A 12775-nucleotide genomic window follows, 5' to 3' on the forward strand; every position below is an offset into this window, starting at 1 on the left:
ATTAACAGCCATCAGTCTTGCTTGCAAATTTAATCATTATTTTTGCGTAAGGTCAGTTAATAATAAAGAATAACGTCATGCTGAACCCGCCTGCTGCTGGCAGGTTCAGAGTGACGGACGTTATGTGAGATTACGGACAATCAGTTAAGAAAATAATTATAGGACTGAAAATCAATAGTCTTAGTCATTGCGATGATTGAAGAGTAACGGAAAGAAGAAGCAATCTCTCTAAAAATATGCAGATTGCTTTGTTTTATTCGCAATGACGTTTTATTTTTTATCTCTTATTAAATAAATATATGATGGATAATGGTCGCTATAACCTCCGGTAAAATAACCATAACCCCAACTTCTAAAAGGATATCCTTTATATTTCCCAGTTTGTGTAGTTAAATATTGAGGTTTAAAAATTCCAGCTTTGTAAAATTCATAAGTTGAGTAATCTTTTTTATGAGCTAAAAGAGGAAAAGTAACCATAATTTGATCAAATAAATTTAAGTTATCTCGGTAAACTAAGGTGTTGTACCCTCGCCTAAATAAATCTTCCATAGGATTGTAAATATCTCCTTTATGTACGTTTTTCTTTATGGCTTTTGTTTTTAAAACTACTTTTAAACTTCTATTTATTGGATCATCATTTAAATCGCCCATAATAATAATTTTGGCATTTGGGTCACTTTTTCTAACTTTTGCAATAATTTGAGTGGTTACATAAGCTGCTTTTTCACGTTTAATGCTGCTCCTTTTTTCACCACCTCTTCTTGATGGCCAATGGTTTACAATAAAATGCATTAATTCACCATCTAAATAACCGGTTACTAATAATTCATCTCTAGTGTAAATTCTTCTTCCATCAGTATCCCAAAGTTTAACTTCAAAAGGTTCTTGGTCTGTTGGTGTGAAATGATTTTTTTGATATAAAAGAGCAACATCAATACCTCTTAAATCAGGAGAATCATAATGAATAATACCGTAATTTTTATCTTTTAAATAAGAAGTTTTTAATAAATCTTCAATTACTTGTAAGTTTTCAACCTCTGCAACTCCAATAATTGCTGGGCTATCTGTATTTTCTTTAGTGCCAATTTCAGAAAGTACTTTCGCCATATTATTTATCTTTTTAGCATAAATAGCAGCTCTATTTTCTTTAATTTCCATTATTGGGCTGGCTTCATCATTTTTAGTTGGGTCGTTTATGGTATCAAATAAATTTTCCAAATTATAAAAAGCAATGGTTCTGATTTGATATTTTTTTTGAGCAAAATTAATTTGAGAAATGCTTAAAAAGGCAACGAATAAGACAATGATTTTTTTCATATAAATTAAATTAATAAGATGCTAATTTAATAACAAAAGTTGAGCCAAAATAATTTATTATAAAACTTAATTTTTCAAATAAAATTTTGTTAATTTGAATAAAATAGTTGTTAATGAATAAAATAATACTCTCAGTTTTTTTGTGTCTGTTTATGTTTGTTAAAATTTCTGCTCAAACAACTGGTGCAATTGAAGGAACAATTCTAGAAAGTAATACAGAAACTCCTTTAGGTAATGTGTCTATTAGCCTTCAAAATACGGTAATTCAAACAATTTCAAAAGCTAATGGAAGTTTTAAATTGGCAAACGTTCCTGTAGGAAAGGCAATTATTGAAATAGCATTTGAAGGACATCAAATACAAAAGATACCTGTTGAAGTTAAAAGTAATAAAACAATTAATCTTGGTGTAATTTATTTGGAACTGACGGTTTTAGAAGACCAAAATGCTAATTTAATTTCTTTGTCGGATGATGATTTATTAGATGATGGAGATAGTGGAGCTGATTATATTTCAGGTTTATTTCAATCTTCAAAAGATGCTTTTTTAAAAGCTGCAGCTTTTAATTTTAGCCAGGCTTGGTTTAAAGTTCGGGGTTACGATTCTAGTTATGGTGCCATTCTAATTAATGGTATTAAAATGAATAAATTATATGATGGCAGACCACAATGGAGCGATTGGGGCGGATTAAATGATGTATTTAGAAATCAAGAATTTTCTAATGGATTGGCAACTTCAGATAATACTTTTGGAGCTCTTTTAGGTACAACTAATTTTAGTACAAGAGCCTCAAAATATAGAGCTGGTGGAAAAGTATCTATTACTTCTACCAATAAAAGTTATACAGGACGTGCAATGGCAACTTATGCAACTGGGTTAAACGATAAAAAATGGGCAATGGTGGTTTCAGCTTCCCGGCGAATTGCTGACCAAGGTTACTTAAACGGAACTTCGTATAATGCATATTCGGCCTTTTTAGCCACTGAAAAAAAATTCAATAAACATCATAGCTTAAATTTTACCGCAATTTTAAGTGCTAACAGAAGAGGAAAATCTTCTCCAAACACTCAAGAAGTATATGATTTAAAAGGTTATAAATACAATGCATATTGGGGAACTCAAGGCGGTGATAAACGGAATGCTAGAATTAAAGAAATAGAGGAGCCAATACTAATGTTAACACATTATTATCAAACAGATAACACTAAGATAACTACCATTTTAGGATATCAATTTGGGCATATTGGCAATAGTCGTTTAGGCTATTTTAATGCTCCAAATCCTGACCCTACGTATTGGAGAAATTTACCAAGTAGTTATTTACGATTTCAAGATAATTTAGATTATGCCAATGCGTATTTGGCTGAACAAAATTTTTTAAATGACGGACAATTAAATTGGAATAATTTGTATCAAGTAAATGCAAATACAGGTAATTCTAGTTATTATTTATACGAAGATCGGGTAGATGATAACCAGTTCTCATTCCAATCTAACATCACTTCTTCACTTTCTAAAAATAGTATTTTTAATGGAGGAATTTCTTATAGAAATTTGAACTCCACTAATTATGCCAATATGTTAGACCTGTTAGGTGGAACGGGTTTTGAAGATTTAGATCAATATGCCGTTGGCGATGCTCAACAAAACGATTTAAACAATCCAAATAGAACTGTTGTAGCGAATGATAAATTTCAATATAATTACAACATAAATGCTTCAGTAGCTAGTGCTTTTGCCCAATTGCAAGTCACTCAAAAAAAGATTGATTATTTTGTGTCTTTAAATTTTAAAAATACCAATTATCAGCGTGAAGGTTTATATAAGAATGGCACTTATGCAACAAATTCTTTTGGAAAAAGTAAAAAATTATCGTTTTCAGATTTCAATATAAAAGGTGGAATTACCTATAAAATTAATGGAAGAAATTTAATTAATATTAATGGAGGCTTATTATCTAATGCTCCAACTATTAGAACTTCTTTCTCAAATTCTAGAGTAAATAACGAAATTACTCCAGATTTAACCAGTGAAAAAATAATTTCAGGCGATATTAGTTATATTTTTAGAGCTCCTGGAATTCAAACTAGGTTAACAGGATATTATACTAAATTTACCAACGCTATTGAAACTTCTTTCTTTTTTGCAGAAGGATTACGTGGTGATCAAGCCGATTTTGTAAATGAAATTACTACAGGCGTTGCTAAAAAAAATATTGGAGTTGAATTAAGTGCGGAATATCAAATTACTTCAACTATAAAATTAATAGCTGCCGGTTCTTTAGGACAATTTACGTATGATAACAATCCACATTTATACATTCAATCTGAAAGTTTTACAGATGAAAATAGCGATTTTGGAACTGCATATTTAAAAAACTACAAAATTTCTGGAACACCTCAACGAGCCTATTCTTTAGGTTTTGAATATCGAGATCCTGCTTTTTGGTGGTTTCAAGCCAATGCAAATTATATGACTAATAATTATATAAATATTTCTCCATTATTAAGAACCAATAACTTTTATACTGATGCTGATGGCGTACCTTTTATTGATGACCAAACAGGTGTAGCTGTAACTCAAAATCAAGTAAACGATTTGTTAAAACAAGAAAAATTTAGCGATGCTTTTTTAGTGAATTTGGTAGGAGGAAAATCGTGGAGAATTAAAAGTAATTATATCGGATTTTTTATGGGAATAAATAATGTATTGGGTGAATTGTTTAAAACAGGTGGTTTTGAACAATCACGAAACGCTAATTATCCACAATTAAAAGAAGATAAACAATTAGACAAACCCATTTTTGGACCAAAATATTGGTATGGCAACAAAACGGCGTACTATTTAAATGTGTATTTAAGATTTTAAAATATAAACTATGAAAATTTATAATAAAACTTACAAAACAATATTATTCTTTATGTTTTTTAGCGTGTTTTTCAGCTGTATTAAAGATGATAATTTTGCAACTCCAACCGTAGAATGTAATGAACCAGATATTGTAGCGAATAGCACCATTCAACAAGTAAAAGATATGTACACTTTTGGTGGAGCAACGGTTATTGATACCAATGTAATTATTGAAGGTTATGTGGTTTCTAGTGATAAATCAGGAAACATTTACAAGTCAATTTCTATTCAAGATAAACCAGAAAACCCAACAGCAGCCATTAAAATTTCAATTAATGAAAACGATTTATATACTAAATATAATGTTGGTCGAAAAATTTATATAAACTTAAACGGTTTAGCAGTTGGTTATAGCTTTGGAAGTATTCAAATTGGACAGGCTGTTGGCACTGAATTAGGACGAATTTCAGCATTTGAAATTAGTAAACACATTTTCCGTTCATGTGAAGTTGCAACCATTATTCCTAAAAAAGTAGCTATTTCAGATTTGAATGATAGTATGTTAGAAATGTTAATTGAAATTGAAAATGTTCAGTTTAAAGAAGATGAATTAGGGCTAAGTTATGCTAATGCAGATAACACACAAACCGTGAACAGAGTGTTACAAAGTTTTGATGCTAATTGTAATCTACAAGGTGAAATTATGATTAGAAATAGTGGATTTTCAGACTTTAAAAATCAAATCCTTCCCGAAGGAAAAGGAAATGTAATCGCTATTTTTAGTAATTATTACAGTGATTTTCAATTGTATTTAAGAGATACAGATGATGTCCAATTAACAGATGCAAGATGTAATTATACAGCAACCTTAACGCCAACAATTACTTTATCAGAAGTCAAAGATTTATATCAAGGAAGCGTAGTTGAATTCGGAATTAATCATAATTATATTACGGAAGGTTATGTGGTTTCAAGTGATGAAAACGGAAACTTTGAAAACATATTAATAATTCAAGATAAAGTTGAAAATCCAACAACAGGAATCCAAATTTTAATGGATAATAATGCCATTTATCAGCAATATAATGTTGGCGATAAAGTAATGGTAAAATTAGATAAATTATATATGGATAAAGTAAATGGAGCGTTGGCAATTGGTTACCCAAAAAATAATTCCATCACCAAAATAACGGCTGGTGATGAGGTTGATTTTATTTTTAATGCAAATGAAAATCAAGCTATTGTTCCAACTTCTATTTTAATAAGTGATATTTTTAATCCAGTTTATCAAAACACATTGGTAACTGTTGATAACGTGCAGTTAGTGGATAACGAATTAGGAAAAGCATTTACTTATTTTTCAGGAAATAACGATGCTGTTAGAACTTTAGAAACTTGTGGGGAAACTAATAAATTAAGTGTGTTTACCAATGGAAATGCTTCTTTTGCTACTACGCAATTTCCAAAAGGTCACGGAAAAATAACAGGAGTTTTAAGAACTAATTTAGAAATTAGAAATACAGAAGATGTTCAGTTTACAAATCCGTATGAAGTTTGCCCAGTAATTATTCCTAAAATTTTAATTACTGAAGTGGCAGATCCTAAAAATAGTGTTTCTTCTCGTTTTGTGGAATTATACAATGCAGGCACATCAGCTATAAATTTAACAGGATGGAAATTGAATAAATACCTAAATGGATCCACTACTGTTTCAGGTTCACCTGTTGATTTATCCGGAATAGTAATTGCCGCAGGAGATTTTGTAATTATTGCAAATACAGGTTATGCAGCTAAGTTTAATGATACACCAAATATTGAAACCACTTATATTTCTGGAAATGGAGATGATTCCTATGCATTAGTTGATAATACAGGTGCAGTAGAAGATATTTTTGGTGTTATTGGCGAAGATGGAACAGGAACAGATTGGGAATATTTAGATGGTAGAGCGGTCAGAAATTTAGCTATTACAGAGCCAAATCCAGTTTTTACAGCGAGTGAATGGACCATTTATTCAGATGCAAATAATGCTAATATTACCAACCCAAATTCACCACAAAATGCTCCTACAGATTTTAATCCAAGAGTGAGGTAGTTTAAAATATAAATAATCGTTATCCTCAACTTGATTGGGAATCTTTTTAAATTGAAACATGAATTTTATGGTATTTATACCAATACAATTATGTTCTGAAATAACACTTCGACAAGCTCAGTGTGACGGTAATTGTTTAAGCATATAAAACAAAAAATTGAAACTGTCTAAAAAGTCTTGAAAGCCGTCATTCTGAATTTAATTCAGAATCTTATCTTACTGATTACCAGTTGTTATAAGAATCTGAAACAAGCCTGCCTGTCGGTCAAGTAGGTTCAGATTGACGAAAATTTTACTTTTTAGACAGCCTCGTTTTTATATCAAGTTAAGGTAACCTAAATTACAACGTTTCTTTTAACCATTTGTAAAATTCACGTTCCCAAATTAAGCTGTTTTCATTGTTTAAAACCCAATGATTTTCTTTTGGAAAATAGAGTAATTTACTCTTAATTCCTTGTAATTGCGCTGCTTGAAAAGCGGCTAAACCTTGTCCAACAGGAACTCTATAATCAATTCCTCCTTGAATAATCATAATTGGTGTATCCCAATTTTGTACTTTTTCAGCGGGATTAAAATCGTGATAAGATTTTTGAGCTACGGCATTATTTTTATCCCAATAAGCACCACCTAAATCCCAGTTTACAAAAAATAATTCTTCAGTAGTTCCATACATACTTCTCCAATCAAAAATACCATCGTGTGCAATAAATGTTTTAAATCTACCTTGGTGAATTCCTGCTAAATAATAAATAGAATAACCACCATAACTAGCTCCAATTGCACCTAAATGATTAGTATCTACATACGATTCTTTAGAAATATCATCAATAGCTGATAAATAATCTTTCATATTTTGTCCGCCGTAATCTTTGCTAATTTCTTCATTCCATTTTACACCAAAACCAGGTAAACCTCTACGGTTTGGAGCAATTATAATATATCCATGAGCTGCCATTAATTGAAAATTCCATCGATAAGAATAAAACTGACTTACTTCTGCTTGTGGACCTCCTTGGCAATATAATAAGGTTGGATATTTTTTTGTAGCATCAAAATTTGGTGGATAAATTACCCAAGCAAGTAGTTCTTTACCATCGGTAGTTTTAACCATGCGTTTTACCACTTTACTTAACTTTATTTTATGGTAAACAGTATCGTTGGCATGAGTTAATTGCGTCATTTTTCCGTTAGTTAAATTAACGGTGTACAACTCAGTAGCGTGATTCATATCTCTTCTACTAACCACCATAGTATTTTTAGATTGTCCAACAATTCCACCAACATCAAATTGACCATTGGTAATTTGTTTGGGAGCTTCTATTTTTTTATTTGAAGAAGGAACTTTTAATTCAAAAAGTTGAACAGTACCCATAGTTGGAGCAATAAAGTATATTTTGTTTCCTTTATTTCCCCATTTAAAACTACTAACTGTTCCATCCCAATTAGCAGTCAAGTTTACTGTTTTATCATTTATTTTAACAACAATATCATTTTTGTCAGATTCATATCCTGCACGTTTCATTTGTAACCAAGCTAATTGTCCTTTGGTTGAAAATGCAGGATGTGTATCATATCCTTTATTGTTTTTGGTTAAATCTGTAGTTGTTTTGGTTGCTAAATTATAATCGTAAATATCGGTATTTGTACTAACGGCATATTTGGTACCACTTAATTTTTTGGTAACATATAAAATATGCTGACTGTCAGGACTCCAAACATAATCTTCTGAGCCACCAAATGGTTTTTGAGGACAATCAAAAGGTTCATTTTTCATAATATCAATAGGTTTGCCATTGTTTTTTGTGGATTTGTACATTACGTGGCTAAAAGCACCATCTTCCCAAGTATCCCAATGGCGATAGTTTAAAGATTTGATGATTTTTACGTTAGATTTTTTTAATTTTGGATAATAATCTTGTCCCGTAATTTTTTCTAATTTCACATCTGAAGTAGAAATTTTATAATTTCCATCAGGTGAATTTTTTTTGTTAGTTACTAAAGATTTATAATCGGAAATTTTTTGAGCTTCACCTCCGTTTAACGGAACTTGATAATAGGTTTTGGTTGTTTTATTAGCTTCAATATTATATTTTGAAACTCTGTAAACCACATTATTTCCGTCTTTTGTTAATCCAATTCCTGAAACTCTATTTAATTGAATTAAAGTTTCGGGTGTCATTACATCTTGAGCAAAAGCACTCAAAAATAGTAATGAAAATAAAATACTACTTATAATTTTTTGCATAATTTTAAATATTTGTTTGACAAATTTATTGTTTTAATTCTAAAGTATCTCTTAAAATTCCTAAAATAAAATGCTAGGTTTGTTACTAAGATTAGCTGAAAATATAACTAGTAAAAGTGGTTAAATAATATATGAATTTAGTCCCACAAATTCAATAATCTAAAATAATATTATCTTTGTTTTACCCTTTTAGATGAATAAAATATTAAAAATGGATAAAATGATAATTAATAGTGAAGAATGTCGTAATATAATAGGATTTGAAAGATATCACGTAAGTGAGTCTGGACGAGTATATAGAACTGAAATAGGTAAAAAAAGATCTTGGAGGACAAAGGGTAGAATTTGTATAAACGAAAATAAAGTACATTTTAGAGTCCAAAATGGTAAGTTAAGACAAGGACAAGTAAGCTTAACGGACACAAATGGTAAATTACACAATGTTGGTGTTGCCACACTAGTTGCAAGAGTTTTTGGTGTCATTGATAAAAAAATGATTTCTAACAGGCAAAAAATTAGCTATAAAGACTACAATAAAAAAAATTTACATTATACTAATTTATTTATTACAGAGAAAGTCTATTCTAATAGCAAACTAAACAAGAAAGATATCAAACATATAAAGAAATATATTAAACAAGGAGTTTCTTTAAGATATATTAGTCGCATTTTTTGTGTTTCCGAAATGCAAATAAATAGAATAAAAACAGGAGAAAATTGGGGTAATGGTAAAAGAAAAATAAAAGCCCCCAAAGCACCATTTGAAATAAAAGAAGTAAGAATGAAAAAATACATTGCTACATTTGATAGAAAAAAAACAGTTAACGGCATTAGAAAACGTTTTACAGTTAAGAGAAATCCTAAAAGTCCAACAGACAACTTAATTATTGGAATAATTAATGGTTACAAACTATCACTAAAACATACTAATATAACTCGTGCGAAAAAAAGTGTTAAGACTTTAAATGAATATTTTTTTGAAAGTAAAATTAAAAAAGAGAAAAATACACTATTTAACAAAAAACTGAGTTGAAAAACAAAAACAGGATAATATTAATTTAAAGTGCATAAAGTTCAAGCAATTTGCTTGAGCTTTTTTAGTTCTTTTTTAAGTAAACGTAAACAGGAAAGTGATCACTAAAACCACCTTGGTAATGTTTACCTACGTAGGTTCTAAAAGGTGTTCCCTTGTATTTTCCGTTCCATTCTTGTATAAAATAATTATCAAAAACTTCAGCATATTTAAATGAATGTTTTTTGTCTTCAATTTCAAAGAAGTTTTTTGAAAATATGATTTGATCAAATAAATGCCATTTTCCGTGATGCCTTAAGGTTCCTTTTCCTTTTGCTAAAATGCTTTCCATAGGATTGTAAAAACTAGCGTTTACTAAATGTTGTTTTACGCTATTATTAGTAGGATCATCGTTAAAATCTCCCATAATAATAATTTTTGGATTTTCGTTTTCAGCTTTTATTTTATCTATAATACTTGTCGCTAAATTTGCTGCTTTTATACGTTTTCTTTCACCTTTATCTTCTCCACTTCTACGTGAAGGCCAATGATTAACAAGCACATAAATTAATTCGCCATTTAATTTTCCTTTTACCATTAAAATATCTCTTGTGTAATCTCTATTGCCTTCTTCATCTTCTAGATAAAGAGGGAATATTTCCGAACTTAATAATTCAAACAATTCCTTTTTGTATAGTAAGGCAACGTCAATACCTCGTTCATCAGGAGATTCATAATGAACAAATCCGTAATGTTCATTTTTTAAATCATCAGAATTTACCAAATCATTTAATACACTTCTATTTTCTACTTCAGCTACTCCAACTATGGCAGGCGATACAAATGATTTTTCAGTTCCTAATTGGGCTATAACACTTCCTAATTTTTTAATTTTTTGTTTATAACGTTTATTATTCCACTTTTTTTTTCCTTTAGGCGTAAAATCATCATCAAAAGTATTTGGATCATCTGTAGTATCAAATAAATTTTCTAAATTATAGAAAGCAATGGTGTATGCTTGTTTATTTTTACCAGGAGATTTAAAGTATGAAAACATAAGATATTTTTAAAAAAGTGAATTTACAAAAATAGAATTACATATGGTATTTGTATCTTTGCCATTCAACTTAAAAAATAATTAAGAAAGTTGATTTAATATGATAGAACCAAAAAAAGCAAACTCTGAAGAAACGGTTTTAATAGGAATTATTACCCAAAACCAAAATGAAGAACAAGCTAAAGAATATTTAGATGAGTTAGAGTTTTTGACAATTACAGCTGGTGGAATATCGGTAAAACGATTTACACAAAAATTAGATTTTCCTAATCCAAAAACATTTATTGGAACTGGTAAATTAGAGGAAGTCAAAAATTATATGGAAGAACATCATATTGAATCGGCAATATTTGATGATGAACTTTCTGCTGGACAATTGCGAAATATTGAAAAAGTTTTAAATTGTAAAGTACTAGATAGAACTAATTTAATTTTAGATATTTTCGCACGTAGAGCACAAACAAGTTACGCTCGTACACAAGTTGAGTTGGCTCAATGCCAATATTTATTACCACGTTTAACTAGATTATGGACTCACTTAGAACGTCAAAAAGGTGGAATTGGCTTACGTGGCCCAGGAGAAACTGAAATTGAAACGGATAGACGAATAATTCGCGATAAAATTACACTACTAAAAAAGAAGCTTAAAATTATTGATAAGCAAATGGCGGTGCAACGTAAAAACCGTGGTAAAATGGTCCGTGTTGCTTTAGTAGGCTATACTAATGTTGGTAAATCTACTTTAATGAATGTGGTTAGTAAAAGCGATGTGTTTGCAGAAAATAAACTATTTGCAACGCTAGATACCACGGTTAGAAAAGTAGTTATAAAAAACATTCCGTTTTTATTGACAGATACCGTTGGGTTTATCAGAAAATTGCCAACTCAATTGGTAGAATCCTTTAAATCTACTTTAGATGAAGTACGTGAAGCGGATTTGTTATTGCATATTGTAGATATTTCACATCCAAATTTTGAAGATCATATTGATTCGGTAAATAAAATTTTAGGAGAAATTAAAAGTGCGGATAAACCAACTATCATGGTTTTTAATAAAATTGATGCTTACCAACATCAAACTATTGATGAAGATGATTTGGTTACAGAAAAATCTAAAATTCATTACACTTTAGCTGAATGGGAAAAAACTTGGATGAATAAATTAGATAATAATTGCTTATTTATTTCAGCTTTAAATAAAGAAAATTTTGAATCTTTTAAAAAGAAGGTTTTTGAAGAAGTTAAAAAAATTCATATTACACGTTTTCCGTATAACGATTTTTTATATGAAGAATATACTGAAGAAAAGTAGTTTAAAATAAAAAGACTGTTTAAAAAGTATTATTTGAAATCCTATTGAGCTTGTCGAAATGTATTAACTAGTTGACAATCAAAAATCAACTTCGACAATCTCAGTTTGACAAAATGAATTTCACTTACTTTTTAAACAGCCTTTAAAAGTTAAAACTGATTTAGAATCCGTAATTTACACCAACTCCAAAAATTTCTCTAATTTGAAATCCTTGAAAAGCATTATCATCGTAAACTGCTTGAAAAGTTAAATTAGCAGATAAATATTTGTTTATGCTCATAACTAAATTCATTGTGTAATCAATATCTACATTTTGTGGATCTTCTAAATAATTACTATACAAATTTAAGATATTTTCCATAGAAACATTTTCCATTAAATTAAATTTAGCATATCCAGAAGCATTAAATCCAAATTCAGTTCTTGTGCTTTTTCCTTGATCAACTCCAAAATAAGCATTGTTTGGCAAGGTAAAAGCTTTATCAACTAGCACTAATTTAACCGTTGTAGGTGCTAAATTAAATTTCAAATTATCATTTTTCTTCCATAACATTCCAGGTCCAAAAGATAAATTTGCAGGCGATAAAAAACTGGTATATTCTGAACGTGTTTCTGCACCATTAACATCAGTCCCATAAACATATCCTTTGCTAAACTGAGTTTTAAAATTTAAAAAAGCGGAATAAAACCAAAATCCTTTTGCTTTTTTACCTACTAAGGTATTGAATTCAAATCTGTCATCAGTTTTCTTTTCAAAAGCACTCAGGGCAAACTCACACTTTTTCTTTGATAAAAGCTAGATAATCAGTTGATTTATAGTTGTCAAAGTTATTAATTATTTGTATATTATACTGATAATCAATAATTTACACCAATGACATCAAGTAG

At 29.6% G+C, this 12775-nt stretch carries 8 protein-coding genes and 1 pseudogene; 4 read left to right on the plus strand and 5 right to left on the minus strand.

Going from position 1 to position 12775, the window contains the following annotated elements:
* Positions 1-270 precede the first annotated feature (270 nt).
* Entirely contained in the window at positions 271-1317 is a 1047-nt protein-coding gene (locus tag L3J60_RS12120; RefSeq protein WP_291975819.1) for an endonuclease/exonuclease/phosphatase family protein, read from the minus strand.
* 113 nt (positions 1318-1430) lie between these two features.
* Between L3J60_RS12120 and L3J60_RS12125 the strand changes: the two genes are divergently transcribed.
* Positions 1431-4184: a TonB-dependent receptor gene (locus tag L3J60_RS12125; protein WP_291975820.1), complete on the plus strand. Its 2754-nt coding sequence runs from the start codon at positions 1431-1433 to the stop codon at positions 4182-4184.
* A 10-nt stretch (positions 4185-4194) separates the two neighbouring features.
* Positions 4195-6261: a DUF5689 domain-containing protein gene (locus L3J60_RS12130; protein ID WP_291975821.1), complete on the plus strand. Its 2067-nt coding sequence runs from the start codon at positions 4195-4197 to the stop codon at positions 6259-6261.
* Positions 6262-6601: 340 nt separating this feature from the next.
* Here L3J60_RS12130 and L3J60_RS12135 read toward each other — a convergent pair whose 3' ends face one another.
* Positions 6602-8506 (minus strand): S9 family peptidase, encoded by a 1905-nt coding sequence (locus L3J60_RS12135; RefSeq protein WP_291975822.1) that lies wholly within the window; start codon positions 8504-8506, stop codon positions 6602-6604.
* A 193-nt stretch (positions 8507-8699) separates the two neighbouring features.
* Between L3J60_RS12135 and L3J60_RS12140 the strand changes: the two genes are divergently transcribed.
* Entirely contained in the window at positions 8700-9539 is an 840-nt protein-coding gene (locus L3J60_RS12140) for a hypothetical protein (protein ID WP_291975823.1), read from the plus strand.
* Positions 9540-9603: 64 nt separating this feature from the next.
* On the opposite strand, the gene L3J60_RS12145 is transcribed toward L3J60_RS12140, so the two are convergent.
* Complete coding sequence (locus L3J60_RS12145; RefSeq protein ID WP_291975824.1) at positions 9604-10575, minus strand: endonuclease/exonuclease/phosphatase family protein; 972 nt, start codon at positions 10573-10575, stop codon at positions 9604-9606.
* Positions 10576-10675: 100 nt separating this feature from the next.
* Here L3J60_RS12145 and hflX point away from each other — a divergent pair, with 100 nt between their 5' ends.
* Positions 10676-11887, plus strand: a complete 1212-nt coding sequence (gene hflX, locus L3J60_RS12150) for a GTPase HflX (RefSeq protein WP_291975825.1) — start codon at positions 10676-10678, stop codon at positions 11885-11887.
* Between the two features lie 160 nt (positions 11888-12047).
* Here hflX and L3J60_RS12155 read toward each other — a convergent pair whose 3' ends face one another.
* Entirely contained in the window at positions 12048-12440 is a 393-nt protein-coding gene (locus L3J60_RS12155) for a hypothetical protein (protein ID WP_366837327.1), read from the minus strand.
* Positions 12441-12578: 138 nt separating this feature from the next.
* A pseudogene (locus L3J60_RS13475) lies at positions 12579-12653 on the minus strand (hypothetical protein); the annotation flags it as partial.
* Between the last annotated feature and the right edge of the window lie 122 nt (positions 12654-12775).

This window comes from Lutibacter sp. (assembly GCF_021647475.1).
Lineage (GTDB): Bacteria > Bacteroidota > Bacteroidia > Flavobacteriales > Flavobacteriaceae > Lutibacter.

Bases quoted from the DNA above. Each gene is read 5' to 3' on its own strand.
- L3J60_RS12135 (WP_291975822.1), bottom strand. From the start codon at position 8,506: ATGCAAAAAATTATAAGTAGTATTTTATTTTCATTACTATTTTTGAGT.
- L3J60_RS12120 (WP_291975819.1), bottom strand. From the start codon at position 1,317: ATGAAAAAAATCATTGTCTTATTCGTTGCCTTTTTAAGCATTTCTCAA.
- L3J60_RS12145 (WP_291975824.1), bottom strand. From the start codon at position 10,575: ATGTTTTCATACTTTAAATCTCCTGGTAAAAATAAACAAGCATACACC.
- L3J60_RS12155 (WP_366837327.1), bottom strand. From the start codon at position 12,440: ATGTTATGGAAGAAAAATGATAATTTGAAATTTAATTTAGCACCTACA.
- L3J60_RS12140 (WP_291975823.1), top strand. From the start codon at position 8,700: ATGAATAAAATATTAAAAATGGATAAAATGATAATTAATAGTGAAGAA.
- L3J60_RS12125 (WP_291975820.1), top strand. From the start codon at position 1,431: ATGAATAAAATAATACTCTCAGTTTTTTTGTGTCTGTTTATGTTTGTT.
- hflX (WP_291975825.1), top strand. From the start codon at position 10,676: ATGATAGAACCAAAAAAAGCAAACTCTGAAGAAACGGTTTTAATAGGA.
- L3J60_RS12130 (WP_291975821.1), top strand. From the start codon at position 4,195: ATGAAAATTTATAATAAAACTTACAAAACAATATTATTCTTTATGTTT.